Raw genomic sequence first — 16,327 nt, 5'->3', positions numbered from 1 at the left:
ACTCGCCACCAGAGCAAGCTCCGTGCTGCCGTTCGACTTGCATGTGTAAGGCATGCCGCCAGCGTTCAATCTGAGCCAGGATCAAACTCTTCAGTTTAATCTCTGTTACTTTGCCGTTTTACCGGCATGGTCGAACTATTTAACTAGTTCAAACCCCTCGCATTGCGAGGTGTTTGCTCACTCAAAAAACTGACAGGCTACTTCCGAAGAAGTATCCTATTTCATTATTTCTTGTGAACATTTGATATTTTAAGTATTACGACAATCCGAAGATCATCGCTGCACTTACATCAAATGCCCACACTTATCGACTGTTAATTGTTAAAGAACTGTATTCGGCGCTACTTTCGCGCTATCGACAAAGCGTTGTGTTTGTCAGCTGCGAAGAAGGAAGAGTATGAAGCGTTTGCAGCATTTCGTCAACCTTCTTTTTTCACTCTGCTTTACTCAGCATTTGCATGCGTCGTTCAGCGAGGGGGCGAATTATAGCCAAGCAACAGCGTGTCCGCAAGAGACATTTATGGCAAGACGAACGATTTCACCAGGGTCAGCTCGCCGGCGGCCCGCATCGGCACCTGGAAACTCTGCAGCTTTTCGCGCGGCGTGCCTTCATTGGTGATGATCGATATGCGCGCGACAGTCAGCATGGCGGTGTTTTCGCCGCTGCCGTAGTAATTGACATAAGCGTGATAGTTGCCCTTCACTGGCGCCGAACTGGAAAATATCTCCGGGCCATAGCCGGTCGTCACGTCCACGTCCAGCGCACCGCCATCTTTCAATACGCGATTGCCGTACCAGGCGTGGCCGCCGTCCGGCGTGACTACATGCAGATCGAGGTCGGTGCCGGCGCTGTCCCACGACAGCACGATGCGCAGGCGCGCCTGGGTCTTGCCCTGGTAGCTGTCGACAAACTGGGTGCGCGCGCGGCTCTTGCCATCGGGCGAGCGCACTTCCACGCTGTTCGAGCCGCTGCCGAAGCCATACGGGCGGCCATAGCTGCCGTCTTCGCCCACTTCCATCGGCATCGCCACGCCGTTGACCACCAGGGTAGCGGGCTTGCCCTTGACGGCGCCCGCGATACGGCCCCGTATCTGCGCCGTTTCAGCCTGGCCCGGCTGCAGGTTGACCGACGCGGCGGGGTAATTGACCGCTTGCGTATAGTCCTCGCGCGCACCGGCCGAATTGCGCCAGCCGCTCTTCGGTGCGTCGATGGTGACCTGGGCCTGCGCCCATAGTGGCAATAGCATTAGCGGAATCGCGCAACGGATATAAAAACTCACAGGGCCTCCAGGTTAAGGTCGACGAGCCGGCGTGCCAGCCGCTCGACATATTCTTCGTCCTGGCCGCGCGGATGATTGCGCAGGCCAAGGTGTAAATATTCATGGGCCAGGGTGATGCGGTCTTCGCGCGTGGCCAGCGGCCGCATATAAATGCGGTTGCGCGACTGCTCCGAATATGGCGCGCCGCTCTGCAAGGCGCAGACCAGCGGCGCTTGCGGCGGCGCTTCATAACCGGCCTCGCGCAGCAGCACGCGCTGCCAGCGCGGCACGGACCGCGCCAGCCAATCCTCGTTCTGCGCCAGGCGCCGGCAACGCGCGCCCGTATTGCCGAAGGTGCTCAGGGCGCCGCCGGGATAGGCCGCCGCCAGCAATTCATCATAGTGCTTGCCCTGTCTGGCCTGGCGCACCGCCTCGCTCCACGCCATCGTGCCCTCGGACGCCTGGTTACTGTGATAGCGCACGGTGACGCCATCGACAATCAGCTGGTCGGTCCAGCGCGCAATCGCCAGGGCCGCTGGCGTGGCGGGGCTGGGACTGACACGCTGGGTCGCGCTGCTGTCGGCGATCTGCTGGCAGCCCGCCACCGTCACCGCGTTCTGCTGCAGATAGGTGCGCGCGGCAATCGCCAGCGCCTTGGCCGCTTCCGGCTCGTTGGCATTCGCTTCGCGGTCGAGCACGCGCGCCACATATTCATTGACGCCGAAGCGGCCACGCAATTGCGGACGGCCGCCCTGCTCTTGCAGCAGCATCAGCTCGCCGGCGCTGCGCAAGGCCAGGTTCTGGCCATTGTCGAATTGCACATGGTAGCGGCCATTGAGCGGGCCAGGTGCGGCCACGCCACGTTCGCCGCGCACGGTGCGGATCGGATAGCGCTTGAAATAATCGACCACCACGCAACCGCCATCGTCGGCCGCGCCTACCGGCGGCAAGCTGGCGGCCAGCCTGGGCGCCCACTGCTCGAAGACATTGCTGCTGCCGCCCGCGCCGCCGAACCAGATCGGCGTGCCGTCGGCCAGCCAGCCGGCCGCGCCGCCGATACGTTCGTCCGTCCGGCGCCGCTCGTGCCAGGAATACGTTTTGACGCGCAACTGGCTGCCGAACCAACGCGCCGTGCCTGCGCCGCGTCCATCGAGCACCACGCGCAGTAGCGCCGCTTCGGCGTCCGCGCGGCTGGCGGCAGGGATGCTGTCCAGCGCGCGCAGCAGGCTATCGAGGCGCACCGTGCGCGCCGGCGCCAGTTGCGCGGGGTCGGACAGCCAGGCAAAGTCGCCTGCGGGCGCCGCGCCCAGACGTCCGGTCCAGTACTGGCGCCATGAAGCCGGCGCGATCATCAGGCGCTTGGGCGAGAAAAATGGGCCGCACGATTGCGCCAGCGCTGCGTCGTGGCCGATGCTCTGGCCAGCATCGCAGCAATACACCTCTTCCGGATCGCGGCCGCCGCAGCGGTAGTCCGGCATCGCCACCTTGTTATCGCTCGCATATACATATACGAACAACTTCCACAAGCTGGCCAGCGGTACTTGCCGCGCGCCGTCAAACGGCGGCGGCGCCGCACCGCCCTGGCGCAGCTGCCGCACTTCGATTTTGCCGTCGCGCCACCAGGCCACATCCAGCGAGGCCGCCCATGCAGGCGCGGCCAGCAAGGTGGCAAGCATCAAGGCTGGACGTGCAAAGCCCATCACTCGACCTTCAGCGCGCGCGTGGTCTTGCCGCCGCCTTCGAAGGCTTTCTGCTCCGGCTGGTACATGCGGTAAAAGCGTGCCGGCGGCAGCACGTAACCGCCCTTCTGCGCAAAGCGCAGCAAATGGCGCACCGTCACCTCGCCGGCCAAAGGCTCGATCGGCACAGCGTAGCCGTCGCGGCGCTCCGTGTGGCGCGCGCGTTCCAGCGCGGTCGGCTTGTCGCCCGCCATGACCATGCCCCAAGTAGTCGATTCGACCATGGCGCCGGGCGGCAGCGCCACTTCCAGCAAGCCAAAACGGTGCTTCGCACCTGGCCCCGCTTTCAAGGTGATTTCATCGAGGTACAGCGCGTCCGTGCTGAGCGCTTCGCCCGGCTTGACCAGCTCCGTGGTGTAACCGCCCTTGCCCGCCTTCATGCGCAAGATGCGGCGCTCGACGGCGACCGGCAAGGTTTGCGCCTCGGCGGCGTGGCTGTCGTACTGCAGCACAGCCACCGTGCCGGCCGGCGCCGGTGCGGCGAGACGCAATTTATCGGGAATACTCTTGGTGTCGCTCCAGCGCCAGACCGGCTGGCCACTGCGGCTGTCGCGTTTTTGCCAGGCGCCGTCCAGTGCGACGGCGGGCCCCTTGCCAAACGATACGCCGCCCAGCTTCTTTTGCACCCACATCAAGGTCATCGCGCGGTCCAGTGTCGGCATTTCGGCGCGCACACTGGCCAGCACCGCGTCGGCCTGGGTAGCCGGCACTTCGCCGGCCAGCATCAGCAAGGCCTGCGCCACCGGCGCTTTGGACTCGCGCAGCACCTGCCACGAGCTGGCCACCTGCAGCTGCAGCCCATGCGGCAGGGCGATGCCGTTCTGGGCGGCGACCAGCGCCACCAGGCCCAACGACATCGCTTGCGCCTCACGGTCAGAAGCTCCGCCCAGCAACAGGCTGCTCGTGTCGCCAGTCTGGCGCGGCTTGCCGCCCAGGACGGCAATCGCGCTGTCGTCCACCAGGCCGGCCGCCAGGGTCTGCGTGGGCAAGCCCATCTCGCGCGCCATCCACAACACCAGCGCACGGTCGCCCATCGCGTCCTTCAAGCCATGTTCGCTGTAGACGGCCAGCAGTTTGTTCCAGTGCTCGGGCGGCAGCTCGATGCGCAGCGCGCGCGCCGCGTACCAGTCGGCGTAATAGGCATAGGCCGTCATCAAGGCATTGCCGGCCGTGGCGTTGCCCCACCAGCCGAAGACGGCGTTCGGGCCGGCCATGGAGACCAGGCGCAAACGCTGCGCCGTGACCAGCGTTTGCAGGCGCTCGCTTGCCGCGCCGGCGTCCGGCCCCAGGCTTTGCGTGGCCAGCGCCAGCGGAATCAAACGGCTGGCCGTCTGCTCGACGCAGCCATACGGATAGTCGATCAGGTCGTCGGCAATGCGCGCGAACTGGCTGGCGGCTCCTTGCGCGAACGAAACGCGGATATTGCGCGCGTCCGCCGGCAGCTTGAGTGGAATATCAGCGGTGGCGCCATCGAGCGGCAGCACCAAGGAGCGCGGGCTGCTCCAGGCGGCGGGCAAGGTTTGCATGGCCGTGTCCAATGCGTCGAGCACTTTGCCATTCTGTTTCAGCTCCAGGCGCAGCGGCCCTGTAGCGCCAGCGGCGAGCGGGAATTCGACGTAATTGACACCTGGTTTGGCGGACAGCTTTTCCGTCTTCGGCTGCGCCCCGCCGGAGAGAACGACGTCGAGCGCCTGCTCCTTGCCCGTCTGGTTGAATACCGCCACCGAGGCACGCGGCGCATCGCCGGCGCGCATCCAGTCGGGCGCGGTCCACTTGGCATAGAAGTTTTTATCGGAACGCAGATAGGCCGTGCGCTGGCCCACGCGCCCCTGTTCATCCATCGCGCGCCCCGTGATCCTCCAGCGGGTCAGCGCGTCGGGCATGGTAAAACTCACGCGCGCGTTGCCATTCACGTCGGTCTTCAGCGAGGGCGCCCAGTACGCCGTATCGATATTGTCGCGGCGCGGACGTTCGAGCACCTTCACGCCACGCTCGTTGTAATTGTGTCGCGCGGGCGCGCCGGCCGTGCGGCCCTGCGCCATATCGTAGCTGATGAAGGACAGGCTGGCCGTCGTGCGCACGTTGTTGCGGCGCGGGTGATAGAAAAAGTCGCCGATGTCCGGCGCAATTTCCGGCTGCAGCACATAGATCATTTCATCGACCACGCCCAGCGCCACCATGGTGCTCAAAGGCTTGCCGTCCAGCGTCGCCGTCACATCGAGCGTGACCTTCTCGCCCGGCTGGTAAACCTCCTTGTCGCTCTTGAATTGCAGCGCGATGCGCGGCTCGATCACTTGCAGGCCCGCGTTCTCGAAGACGAAGTCGCCATTGCGCGTGTACGCCACCGAGAACGTCATGTTCGGGCCATGCTCTTCTTTTACCGGGATGCGCACTCTCCACTGGCGCGGCGCCACGCGCTTCGCCTGGTACCAGTTGGCGGCGCCGGCCATCAAGCCATATTGCTCCACCTTGTCGCGCTCGAGCGTCAACAGCGCCTGGTCGACCTTGTCGGAGAACGTGATCAAGGCTTCGGCCGTGTCGCCCGGACGATAGCGGGTGCGGTCCAGCACGATCTCGATGCTGCCCGGCGTCGTTTGCACGCCATCGCCGGCGACCCAGTGGCTGGCGGCGGCCAGCAGGTTGCCGCGCTCGTCGCGCAGCGCCAGCTGGTACGAGCCGGAGGCGGGGAGCGTCACGTCCCAGCCCTTGGCATTTGGATCGAACGCGCCGTCGGTCTTGCTCTGTTTTTCCAGCTGCACCATCTCCCAGCGCACGGGCTTGGCCGCGCCCTGTCCATCGGCCAGCAAGTCGAAATGCACGGCCTGGCCAGGATCGGAAAACTGGCGCGTGGCCTTCAGCTGGTAGCTGCTGCTCGAGCGTTCTATCATCAGCTCGCGCGTCGCCTTGACGCGGTAGGCCGCGCCATCAGTCGCCAGCACGGTCAAGATGTAGCGCGAGGGATCGGCGGCGGGCGGCAAGCTGAAGTCCACATTGCCGCTGCCGTCGCTCGTCACTTCCTCGGTCTTCAGGGCCACGGGGAACAGGCCGCTGTAACGCAGCTCGCCTTCGACCATGGTGTTTTGCTGGCCGCGCAAGGACAAAGTCATCTTCGCGTTTTTCACGGGTTTGCCATCGGGGTAGCGCAGTGCGATGCTGCCCTTGACGGCCTCGCCCGTCTTGAATTCCGGCTTCGATGGCTGGACGTTGATTTCAAAGTGCGGCTTGACGTATTCAGCCACGCGGAAAGCCGCGCCATACACGCCATCCTTGTAATTGAAACGCAGTTCATAGCCGCCGGCCGTGGCTTCCGTGGGCAGACGGAAGCGCGTGTCGGCACCCGTCTCGCCGGACAGCTGCAGCGTTTGCGTCAGCAGCGGCGTGCCGTTCGGATTGAGTATGGTCAGGCTGACCGGCGCCGCGCTTGCTGCCTGCGAGTTGCGCGCGGAGGTAAATTCACGGCCCAAAAACTTGACGTTGACCTCGTCGCCGGGCCGGTACAGGGGCCGGTCCGTTACGGCATAGATCTTGGTGTTATAGATTTCGCTGTCATAGTAAAAATTCTCGGACACGAACACGCCGCCGGCGCGGTCCTGGCCCAGCACATATGTGTGTTCCGGGCTGCCGCGCTCGAGCGAGGCGACACCATCGGCACCCGTGGTGGCCGACTGCAGCACGCCCGTGCCATCGGTCCACGCCACATTGGCGCCAGCCACGGCGGCGCTGTTGTCGCGCCGCGCCGTCCATACGAGCATCTGGCCGGACGACACCTTGGTCACAGCCACCGTGTCCGACACGAATACCAAGGTGGTGGCGCGGTGTTCGCCGATGATCGCTTCGACCAGGTACAGGCCCGGCTTGCGCTTGCCCAGCGGGATCATCACATTACCGGCGCCAGCGACGATGAAGTCGCTGCTGGAGCCATCGAGCTTGACGCCTTTCGGCGGCGCGATGGCCTTGGCTTGCCAGATCGGATAGCGGAAGCTGTCGACCAGTTCCATGCCCTTGATCGGCTTGTACTGCGGATGATTGGCGAACACGGTGCGCCGGCGGATCGCGTCGTTGGTCGCCAGTTGCGGCTGTTCTTTTGTCACCGCGAGGCGCGCCTCGCCGGAAAACAGCTTGCGCCAGGCCAGGCGCGACTGCTTCCACCAGCTATCCCACAGAAAGCTCAAGGTGTTGGCCAGGCCTTCGCCCTGGTAATTGCCCTCGACCTGAATGCGGTGCAGATTGCGCTGCTTTTTCAGGAACTCCATCGGTTCGGGCACGCGGTAGACGACGATGTCGGCGCCCGAATATGCTTCCAGGTTCATGCGCCCCATGTCGCGGCCCGGCACCTCGAGGCGCACGCGCGCTTCATCAAGACTGCCGTAGCTGGCGTCCGACAGCAGGAAAAACGGTTCACCCTTGAAGGTGCTGTAGTTGCTTGGATCGCGCGGCTGCGCGGAGGCGTTGCCCAGCATGAGCAGCGCCAGAAAGCCCATGAAGAGCAGCTTCATGACAAAAACCGGCTTCATGATAAAAACGCCAGCCGGAACACGCCGGCGAAATTGGGATTGTTGACCACAGGTTGCCACCGCGTGTCCTTCCAGCTCGTAAGTTCTTTGATATCGACGGTCCGCAGACCATTGTCGTCGGGGGTGACGGTGCCGGTGTGGTAGGCGATGCGCGCCCCCATCCAGACCATCAAATGCTGTTCGTCTCCCTGGTCGAAAAACAGCAGGTCGCCGGGCAGCGCCTGGCTGATTTCGCGGGCGATGAAACGGCTGTTGTGCTGCACCAGCGCCAGCGCCGTGACGAAGTGGCCGACATTGCCGCCTGTCTGCACCCAGCGGTTGCGCAAGGCGGCCTGGGCCGCGCTCAGTTCCAGCTCGGGCGGCAGGCGCCGGTCGCTGGCAATGCCGTTCGCATGCAGCCACTTCGCGTCATGCACGGTGAGCGCCTCATTGACGGCAAAGCGCACCAGGCCGGCGCAATCGCGGTGCGTCCAGCGCGGCGACGGGCCACGTTCGATCTGCGCGTTGACGATACGCAGCATCCACGCCTGGAAGGCGCGGCTCTGCGCCTGCGACAGCTGCACTTGCGGCTCGGCGGCCGCGCGCAGGGCCCAGGCGGGCATTGCCACGGTGGCGGCGCAAGCCGCCAGCCAGCGCAAGGCGGCACGACGTCCATGCCGCCCATGCCACGGCGTCATCGCGCGGCCTCTTGCCATTCCAGCGTTTCCCATGACGTGCCGCTGGCTGGCTGCCGCTTGAGCACCATGCGCAGCGGCGGGTATTTTTTCAAGGCGTTCAGGCGCGGCACCAGGTGTTCGTTGGCGGCCGCGCGCAAGACCGGTTCGTTATTCGCCGGCAGGGTATCGAAGGCTTCCAGCTGGATCAGCCGGGCCAGCGACGCCGGCGCGATCAGGCCGATCGTGCGCGAAGCATCGGGCAGCAGGTCGCTGGCAGCCGGCGCCTGCTTGCGACGCACGGCCAGCACTTGGTCCACCAGCTTGCCGTCGGTGGAAAAGACAACAGTATTGCCGGCCACGACCAGCGCCGGCTTGGACTGGCCCAGCGCCGTGGCGACACTGCGTTCCCAACGCGTGGCGCCATCTTTACCTGTCGTTTTGCGCACGGGGTCCTTGCCGCCGATGGCCGCCTCGAACAAGCTGCCATACAGAGCGTCATCACCGGCCTGCGCACTGCGCGTGGCGACAAAAACCGGTGTATGCAGCCGCGAACTGCCATACCAGCACGCGGCGGCCGGGCCTTGCAAGTGCCCGGCCAGCGGCGCCACCGGCGCGGAGGTCTTGCTGCCCAGGCGTTTGAGCACGGGCTGCAGCGCGGTCCAGTCGACCGGCACGCTGAAACAGGCGCTCGGGTTGTGCGGCAGCTGCGGCCACAGGGCGCTGCTGTCGTAGCCGCCGTTTTTCAGTTTATCGGCATTGAGCAGCACCTTCGATTGCCAGGCGCCCTGTTGAAAATCGAAGCGCAGCGCCTCTAACGCGCCAAAGAAAGGCTGGTAGCCGAAGGACAGGAAGTCCGCCTTGACGGCGATGCTGTGGCCCTCGGGCGCGGCGCCGTCGAGATGGAACTGCGCATGAAAGACGTTTTGCTTGGCCGCTTCCGGCGCCAGCAGGCTGGCCACGGTTTTCTCGGCCGTGCCATCGCCATGCTTGCCATCGCTGCCGCCATACAGCATGCCGGGATGAGACAGGATGACCAGGCGCTGGCCATGCGCGGCAAACAGCAAGGTGCGCTGGTAAGCGTAGTTCAGCGCATACACGGGCACCTGGCCGCCATCGACGCGCAAGCTGCCGGCCACGCGCATCTGCGTATCCTTCAGGGCGATCTTGCCCGCTTCTTCCAGCAGGCGCGTGAGCTGGCTGCGCGACACGGCGATGGCGAAATGCTTGAGCGAGCCGTCGGCGTCGCGCCACAAGGCTACTTCCGCCGGCTGGTCCAGCACCATGCGCAGCAGCTGGTCACCCCAGCCCAGCTCATGCTCGTAAGCGATGCGGCGCAAGCTGCCCTTGAGCCCCAGCCGGTCTTCGCTTTGCTCGTAATAGAACAGGAAATCCTCACGCAACACGTCGCGCGCCAGCGGCACCGTCAGCAAGTCGCGCGGCAAGGCCGACAGGCTTTTCGTGCGGACCAGCGCGTCGGGCCGGGATAAATCGAGCTTCAGGCCGTTGACCGGCCCCATCGCACCCCAGCCAAAAACCCGGTAGCCGACCAGTGCGGCGGCTACCACGGCCACGCCGGCAAGCGTCCCGAGCAGGACTTTTTTATTGAGTACTTTTTTCGCCAGCACCTTGTATCCTTTTAGCCTGCCGTAGCATTGACAAGTTAGTAATTATTGACAAATGGTAACATGGCATTTGTTGCCGCAGCGCACAGCTGACGCGACAGCGTAAAATAGCGGTTTCGCCGTTTTCATCGCCTCCCATGACCATCCTGCTCTCCACCCTGAACGCCCGCTACACCCACGCCTCGCTGGGATTGCGCTATCTGCTGGCCAATATGGGGCCGCTGCAAGCGCAGACGCGGCTGCAGGAATTCGTCATCGGCACGAAAACCACGGAACTGGTCGAACGCATCCTCATCAACAAACCGCGCATCATCGGTTTTGGCGTGTATATATGGAACGTCGAGGAAACGACGAAACTGGTGGCCATGCTCAAGCGCGTGGCGCCCGAGGTCATCATCGTGCTGGGCGGGCCGGAAGTGTCGCATGAGGCGGGCGAGCAAGAGATCGTCAAGCTGGCCGACTACCTGATCACGGGCTGGGGCGACGTCACCTTTCCCAAGCTGTGCGGCGAGATCCTCAACGGGCCGAAGCCGCTGATGAAGATCCACGCGGGCGTGCAAGCGCCGCTGGCAGAACTGCAGCTGCCCTACTCCTTGTATACAGACGACGATATCCGCCACCGCACGATTTACGTGGAAGCGTCGCGCGGCTGTCCGTTCAAGTGCGAATTCTGCCTGTCGGCGCTGGACAAGACGGCTTGGCCCTTCGCGCTGGAGAACTTCCTGGCCGAGATGGAGTCCCTGCATGCACGCGGCGCGCGCCTGTTCAAGTTCGTCGACCGCACCTTCAACCTGAATATCAAGACCAGTTTGAAGATCATGCAGTTCTTTCTCGACAAGATCGAAGCGAATCCGGACGACCCGATCTACGCCCACTTCGAACTGGTGCCAGACCACTTGCCTGACGCCTTGAAAGAAGGCATCAGCAAATTCCCGCCAGGCGCGCTGCAGTTCGAGATCGGCATCCAGAGCTTCAATCCGGACGTGCAATCGCTGGTCAGCCGCAAGCAGGACAATCAAAAGGCGGCCGACAACATCCGCTGGCTGTGCGAAGAGTCGAACGCCCACCTGCACGTGGACTTGATCGCCGGCTTGCCGGGCGAGGATGAAGCGAGCTTCGCGGCCGGCTTCAACAAGCTGGTGGCCTTGAAACCGCATGAAATCCAGTTCGGCATATTGAAGCGGCTGCGCGGCACACCCATCATCCGCCATACGGAAAATTATGGCATGGTGTTCGACCCGCACCCGCCGTACACCATCCTGGCGAACAAGCAGCTCGATTTCATGAGCATGCAGCGCCTCGTGCGCTTCGCCCGCTACTGGGACCTGGTCGCCAACTCGGGCCGCTTCGCCAATACGGTGCAATGGATGCTCGGTGACGCGCCATTTGAAAACTTCATGGATTTTTCGAACTGGCTGTATGCCCACACGGACGCCACCCACCGCATCGCCATGGAGCGCCTGGCCAAGCTGGTGGCGCAATGGCTGCAGACGCGCGGCATGAGCGCGCTGGAGGCCAACGCCCTCGTGGCCAGCGACTATGCGGGCGGTGCGCAAGCCAGCTCTCATGCCAAGCCAGCCGAAGTGAGTACTGGCGGCGCCAAGGTGCGCCCGGACGTCGCCCTGCCGCAGCGGCAGGCGCGCCACCTGGCGTCCTGAGGGGCCGGCGATTGAACAGCGGTGGCGGTCTGCGCCATTCTCCCTTAAACTGGCACGATGCCGACTGTACAATCGCCGAAACTGACCCTCTCCCAGACCAGCTCCCAACAGGGAGCCCTTGTCACTGCCAGCGGCACCTGGCAGGTGCACGCGCTGGCGCATGACAATGCCATCAAGTCCATCGACGCCCAGCTCAAGCCCTTGCAGGGCGATGCCAAGGCGCAATGGGACCTGTCGGCCATCGACAGCATGGACCATATCGGCGCCCAGCTGTTCTGGAATGCCTGGGGCAGGCAACGCCCCGCGCAGCTGACCCTGGCGCCGTCGCAGGAAGAGTTTTTCCGGCGCATCGAAGAAACGGGGCCGTTGACGACGCCGCCTTCGCGCGCCAACCGCCTCACGCCCGTGATGAAACTGGGCATGGCCATCCTGCTGTTTTTCGAACATTTGAAGGGCTTTATTGCCTTGGTCGGCCAGGTGACGCAGGATATCGGCAGCTTCGCGCGCCATCCGATGCGCGGGCCGTGGCGTGAAATTTCCGCCAATATCTTCCATGCGGGCTTCCAGGCGCTGGGCATCACGGCTCTCGTCGGCTTTCTGATCGGCGTCGTGCTGTCCTACCTGTCCGCGCAGCAGCTGCGCGCGTTTGGCGGCGACATCTACCTGGTCAACCTACTGGGCATGAGCGTCATCCGCGAACTGGGGCCGCTCTTGGCCGCCATCCTCGTGGCCGGGCGCTCCGGTTCGTCCATCACGGCCCAACTGGGCGTCATGCGCGTCACGGAAGAACTCGACGCCATGCTGGTGATGGGCATTTCGCACGGTTTCCGCCTGATCATGCCGAAAGTGCTGGCCCTGGCCATTTCCATGCCCCTGCTCGTCATCTGGACGGATACGGCCGCGCTGATCGGCGGCATGGTGGCGGCCAAGGTGGAACTGAACCTGTCGGCGCGCTATTTTATACAGAAGCTGCCGGACGCCGTGCCGCTGGCCAACTACATGATAGGCCTGGGCAAGGGCGTGATTTTCGGCATGCTGATCGCGCTTGTCTCGTGCCACTTCGGCCTGCGCATCAAGGCCAACACGGAAAGCCTGGGGCGCGGCACCACCACCGCCGTCGTCACGGCCATCACCGTCGTGATCCTGGCCGACGCCGTGTTCGCCATCGTCTTCAATGGAGTGGGCTACTGATGGCGGACGACACCAATATCGCCTGCGGCACCGGCAACGAAGGCCAATTCAACCTGCACGGCAACGCGCCCGTGGTGGACATCACCAATCTGTGGACCAAGTTCGGCCGCACCGTCGTGCACCAGGACTTGAACCTGGAAATCGAGCGGGGAGAGATCCTGTCCATCGTGGGCGGTTCCGGCACGGGCAAGACGGTGCTGCTGCGCCAGATGCTGGGCCTGGAACATCCGGCGCGCGGCTGCGTCAAAGTCTTTGGCGAAGATATCAATAAAGCAAGTTCAGACCAGCTGCAACAGTTGCGCAACCACTGGGGCATGCTGTTCCAGCAAGGCGCACTGTATTCGGCACTGACCGTGTTCGACAATGTGGCCCAGCCGATGCGCGAATTGCGCGTGCTGCCCGAAGCGCTGGTGCACGACGCGGTATTATTAAAGATGAATATGGTGGGCCTGGGCCCGGAACATGCGCTCAAGATGCCGTCGGACTTGTCGGGCGGCATGATCAAGCGCGTGGCCCTGGCCCGCGCCCTGGCGCTGGAACCGAAGCTGCTGTTCCTCGACGAACCGACGGCGGGCCTGGATCCGGACCTGTCGGAAAGTTTTGTCGCCCTGATCCAGTCGCTGCACCGCGAACTGGGCTTGACGGTGGTGATGGTCACGCATGATCTCGACACCTTGTTCGCCCTGTCCACGCGCATCGCCGTGCTGGCGGAAAAACACGTGATCGCCATCGGCCCCACGCGCGAGGTGATCGAAGTCGACCACCCGTTCATCAAGCAATTTTTCCTCGGCGACCGCGGCAAGCGCGCGCTGGCCGTCCTCGATGAGAAACAGGCGGCGGCGGGCAAGGCGGCGCAGCCAGGCGACGACGCCGGCACAGACACGAAAGCGGAGAAGTAATGGAAAACAGATCACATGCCCTGATGACGGGATTTTTTACACTGACCCTGCTGGTGGCCGCCATCCTGTTCGGCGTCTGGTTCAACCGCGACCGCGTGGAACGGGTGCCGTACCTGCTCGCCACCACCCTGTCCGTACCAGGCCTGAACCCGCAGGCGACCGTGCGCTACCGGGGCCTGGAAGTGGGCAAGGTCGACGCCATCGACTTCGACACGCAAAAGGCGGGGCAAATCCTCGTGCACATCAGCGTGGCGCCCGACACCCCTGTCACCAACACCACGTTTGCCACCCTCGGCTACCAGGGCGTGACGGGCATCGCCTACATCCAACTCGACGACGAGCATGTGGGTTCGAAACTGCTGGGCACCAGCAAGGACAAGCCGTCGCTGATCCCCCTGCGCGCCGGCTTGCTCGACCAGCTGGAAAAACGGGGCAAGCGCATCCTCGACCAGGCCGAACAGATCACCAACAAGGTCAACAACCTGCTCAGCCCCGACAACCAGGCGGCCATGCTGGGCGCCTTCACGGAAGTGGGCAAGGCCGCCAAGGCTTTTGGCGCCATTCCGCAGCAACTGGAACCGACCCTGACACAATTGCCGCAACTGACGGAACAGACGCGCCAAACCCTGACGGCCGTGAGCACGGCCAGCAAGAATGTGTCGGACTTGACGGCCACGTGGAAAAAACTGGGCAACGATATCCAGGCGCCAGGCGGCGTGCTCGACAAGGTCAATGGCACGGTCGACCGGGTCGGCAGCTCGGTGGAAACGGTGGCCAATGGCGTGTCGCTGGAAGTCTTGCCGCAAGTCATCGAGCTGAGCGGCGAAGCGCGCTCCTCGATGCGCGCCCTGAAAACCACCATGAGCACGCTCAATGAACAGCCGCAGAGCATCTTGTTCGGCGCCCCAGACATCCCGCCCGGCCCGGGCGAGCCCGGTTTTTCGGCACCGGGCAAATAAGGAGAACACCGCATGCCTACCCCACGCAATCTCAGCGCACTCATCCTGGCCGCCGCATTCCTGCTGGGCGGCTGCGCCAGCCGCGGCCCCGTCCCCACTTTCTATGATTTCGGCCCGGCCGCACCGCTGGCAGACGCGCAAGCAGCCGCGCCAGCCGTGCCCGTGCTGGTAATCGCCGACGCCAACGGTCCATCCTGGCTCGACAGCCAGCGCATGTATTACCGCTTGCTGTACGCCGATGCGCAGCAATCGCGTCCGTACGCCTACAACCGCTGGAACACGCCGCCGCTGCAACTGCTGAGCCAGCGCCTGAAAACGCGCGTGGCGCAAAGCGGCGTGAAAGTGTTGTCGACCACGGACGCGGCCGCCGGCATGCCCCTGCTGCGCATCGACGTCGATGATTTCTCGCAAAACTTCGATACGCAGACGCAGAGCAGCGGCCACGTGTCGCTGCGCGCCTCGCTGTTTCGCGGCCACCGCCTGATCGACCAGAAAACCTTCAGCCGCAGCGGACCCGCCGGCAGCGCCGATGCGCAAGGTGGCGCGCAAGCGCTGGCGGCGGCATCGGACGCCATCGCCGCCGACCTGCTCACCTGGCTGGGCACGCTGAATATCACGAAAGAATGACCGACCCCGCATCCCCCGCCAGCCCGGCGGCGCCGCTGCCGCCCGTCCGTTCCTCGCCCGTGTCGCGCGCGACCCTGCTCGCCTACGTCTTCCTGATCGTGTATGCGAGCTGGTTCCCGTTCACGGGCTGGCACAGCAATGGTTTGTCGCCGCTGACGTTCCTGGAAAACACGCGCATGCCCCGCTACTGGACGGGCTTTGACGTGGGCATCAACGTCGTCGGCTACATTCCGCTGGGCGCGCTGATCGTGTATTCGCTGTTTCCGAGGATCACGGGTTTCTTTGCCGTCATCGTCGCCAGCCTGTGCGGCATGTTGATTTCGGGCAGCATGGAAGCCGTGCAAACCTATTTGCCCAGCCGCGTCTCGTCGAACCTCGATTTTTATACGAATGCGGCCGGCTGCTGCATCGGTTCCATCATCGGCGCCCTGACGGCGCGCAAGCTGCTCGACCAAAGTCATTTGTTCCGCTTGCGCCAGCGCTGGTTTGCCCAGCACGCCAGCCAGGGCTTGGTGCTCGTGGCCCTGTGGCCGCTGGCGCAAATCTATCCGCAAGGCTATCTGTTCGGCCTGGGCCAGCTGCTGCCCATCCTGTCGGACTGGCTGTCGCAGCTGGCGGGCATCGACATCGACCTGGCCGCGTATCTGCGTCCCGACGTCATCTTGACGGTTGAGCAATATTGGCTTTCGGAAACCATCATCACGGCTTGCGGCATGACGGGCGCCGTACTGACCCTGCTGTGCCTGCTGCGCCGCGCCGCGCCGCGCACCATCTTGATGCTGGCCCTGATCGCCGCTGCCTTGATCGTGCGCTCGATGGCCAGCGCGCTGCTGTTTTCACCGGAAAACGCCTTCGTCTGGATCACGCCGGGCGCCCAAGGCGGCTTTTTGATCGGCCTGATCATGCTGGGCGGCCTGGCCTTCGCGCCGCACGTGGCGCAGCGCCGCATCGCGGCCGCCACCTTGCTGCTGAGTCTGGTGATGGTGAATACGACGCCGATCAACCCGTATTTCATGTCAACCTTGCAAGGCTGGTTTCAAGGCAAGTTCCTCAACTTCAATGGCGCGGCGCAATTTTTGGCCTTGCTGTGGCCCTTCATGGCCCTGTGGTTCCTGTGCCTGCCCTCGCACCGCCTGAACCGGCAGGAAGATGTGCAGCGCCAGCGTCGCGAAGACCACCCATAAGCGTTATCATGGCGCATTG

At 64.0% G+C, this 16,327-nt stretch carries 11 protein-coding genes and 1 rRNA gene; 6 read left to right on the top strand and 6 right to left on the bottom strand.

Annotated features, from left to right (window positions below; all coding sequences use genetic code 11):
* The 6 genes from AC54AG_RS26430 to AC54AG_RS26405 form a co-directional block, all read right to left on the bottom strand.
* A 16S ribosomal RNA gene (locus tag AC54AG_RS26430) occupies positions 1-97 on the bottom strand; the annotation flags it as partial.
* 421 nt (positions 98-518) lie between these two features.
* A complete protein-coding gene (locus AC54AG_RS26425; protein ID WP_070301990.1) occupies positions 519-1,247 on the bottom strand; it encodes a DUF2135 domain-containing protein in 729 nt (242 codons plus the stop codon).
* Between the two features lie 29 nt (positions 1,248-1,276).
* Complete coding sequence (locus AC54AG_RS26420) at positions 1,277-2,959, bottom strand: DUF2300 domain-containing protein (RefSeq protein ID WP_496632282.1); 1,683 nt, start codon at positions 2,957-2,959, stop codon at positions 1,277-1,279.
* On the bottom strand, positions 2,959-7,512 hold the full coding sequence (locus AC54AG_RS26415) for an alpha-2-macroglobulin family protein (RefSeq protein WP_496632280.1): 4,554 nt from the start codon (positions 7,510-7,512) through the stop codon (positions 2,959-2,961). Before AC54AG_RS26415 ends, AC54AG_RS26420 begins: the two co-directional genes overlap by 1 nt.
* Positions 7,509-8,207, bottom strand: a complete 699-nt coding sequence (locus AC54AG_RS26410; protein ID WP_496632278.1) for a DUF1175 family protein — start codon at positions 8,205-8,207, stop codon at positions 7,509-7,511. The genes AC54AG_RS26415 and AC54AG_RS26410 overlap by 4 nt, the downstream gene beginning before the upstream one ends.
* On the bottom strand, positions 8,186-9,793 hold the full coding sequence (locus AC54AG_RS26405; protein ID WP_496632276.1) for a DUF2138 family protein: 1,608 nt from the start codon (positions 9,791-9,793) through the stop codon (positions 8,186-8,188). The genes AC54AG_RS26410 and AC54AG_RS26405 overlap by 22 nt, the downstream gene beginning before the upstream one ends.
* A gap of 134 nt (positions 9,794-9,927) precedes the next feature.
* Between AC54AG_RS26405 and AC54AG_RS26400 the strand changes: the two genes are divergently transcribed.
* The 6 genes from AC54AG_RS26400 to AC54AG_RS26375 are packed head-to-tail and all read left to right on the top strand — an operon-like array spanning position 9,928 to position 16,308.
* A complete protein-coding gene (locus AC54AG_RS26400; protein WP_219329289.1) occupies positions 9,928-11,448 on the top strand; it encodes a B12-binding domain-containing radical SAM protein in 1,521 nt (506 codons plus the stop codon).
* 57 nt (positions 11,449-11,505) lie between these two features.
* On the top strand, positions 11,506-12,639 hold the full coding sequence (locus AC54AG_RS26395) for an MlaE family ABC transporter permease (RefSeq protein ID WP_496632274.1): 1,134 nt from the start codon (positions 11,506-11,508) through the stop codon (positions 12,637-12,639).
* Positions 12,639-13,538, top strand: coding sequence for an ABC transporter ATP-binding protein (locus tag AC54AG_RS26390; RefSeq protein ID WP_496632272.1), 900 nt, complete (start codon positions 12,639-12,641; stop codon positions 13,536-13,538). Before AC54AG_RS26395 ends, AC54AG_RS26390 begins: the two co-directional genes overlap by 1 nt.
* The gene (locus tag AC54AG_RS26385; RefSeq protein WP_034754305.1) at positions 13,538-14,497 is read left to right on the top strand and encodes an MlaD family protein; all 960 of its coding nucleotides are present in this window, start codon (positions 13,538-13,540) and stop codon (positions 14,495-14,497) included. The genes AC54AG_RS26390 and AC54AG_RS26385 overlap by 1 nt, the downstream gene beginning before the upstream one ends.
* A gap of 12 nt (positions 14,498-14,509) precedes the next feature.
* Positions 14,510-15,124 carry an ABC-type transport auxiliary lipoprotein family protein gene (locus AC54AG_RS26380; protein WP_219329291.1) on the top strand — a complete coding sequence of 205 codons (615 nt, stop codon included), beginning with the start codon at positions 14,510-14,512 and terminating at the stop codon, positions 15,122-15,124.
* Positions 15,121-16,308, top strand: a complete 1,188-nt coding sequence (locus AC54AG_RS26375) for a VanZ family protein (protein WP_319993468.1) — start codon at positions 15,121-15,123, stop codon at positions 16,306-16,308. Before AC54AG_RS26380 ends, AC54AG_RS26375 begins: the two co-directional genes overlap by 4 nt.
* The last annotated feature ends 19 nt before the right edge of the window (positions 16,309-16,327 follow it).

The sequence above is a fragment of the Janthinobacterium sp. BCJ23 genome (assembly GCF_059617945.1).
Note: the sequence above shows the minus strand (reverse complement) of the source record. Positions and strands in the feature narration are given on the sequence as shown.

Bases quoted from the DNA above. Each gene is read 5' to 3' on its own strand.
- AC54AG_RS26395 (WP_496632274.1), top strand. From the start codon at position 11,506: ATGCCGACTGTACAATCGCCGAAACTGACCCTCTCCCAGACCAGCTCC.
- AC54AG_RS26425 (WP_070301990.1), bottom strand. From the start codon at position 1,247: ATGCTATTGCCACTATGGGCGCAGGCCCAGGTCACCATCGACGCACCG.
- AC54AG_RS26410 (WP_496632278.1), bottom strand. From the start codon at position 8,207: ATGGCAAGAGGCCGCGCGATGACGCCGTGGCATGGGCGGCATGGACGT.
- AC54AG_RS26415 (WP_496632280.1), bottom strand. From the start codon at position 7,512: ATGAAGCCGGTTTTTGTCATGAAGCTGCTCTTCATGGGCTTTCTGGCG.
- AC54AG_RS26390 (WP_496632272.1), top strand. From the start codon at position 12,639: ATGGCGGACGACACCAATATCGCCTGCGGCACCGGCAACGAAGGCCAA.
- AC54AG_RS26385 (WP_034754305.1), top strand. From the start codon at position 13,538: ATGGAAAACAGATCACATGCCCTGATGACGGGATTTTTTACACTGACC.
- AC54AG_RS26375 (WP_319993468.1), top strand. From the start codon at position 15,121: ATGACCGACCCCGCATCCCCCGCCAGCCCGGCGGCGCCGCTGCCGCCC.
- AC54AG_RS26420 (WP_496632282.1), bottom strand. From the start codon at position 2,959: ATGGGCTTTGCACGTCCAGCCTTGATGCTTGCCACCTTGCTGGCCGCG.
- AC54AG_RS26400 (WP_219329289.1), top strand. From the start codon at position 9,928: ATGACCATCCTGCTCTCCACCCTGAACGCCCGCTACACCCACGCCTCG.
- AC54AG_RS26380 (WP_219329291.1), top strand. From the start codon at position 14,510: ATGCCTACCCCACGCAATCTCAGCGCACTCATCCTGGCCGCCGCATTC.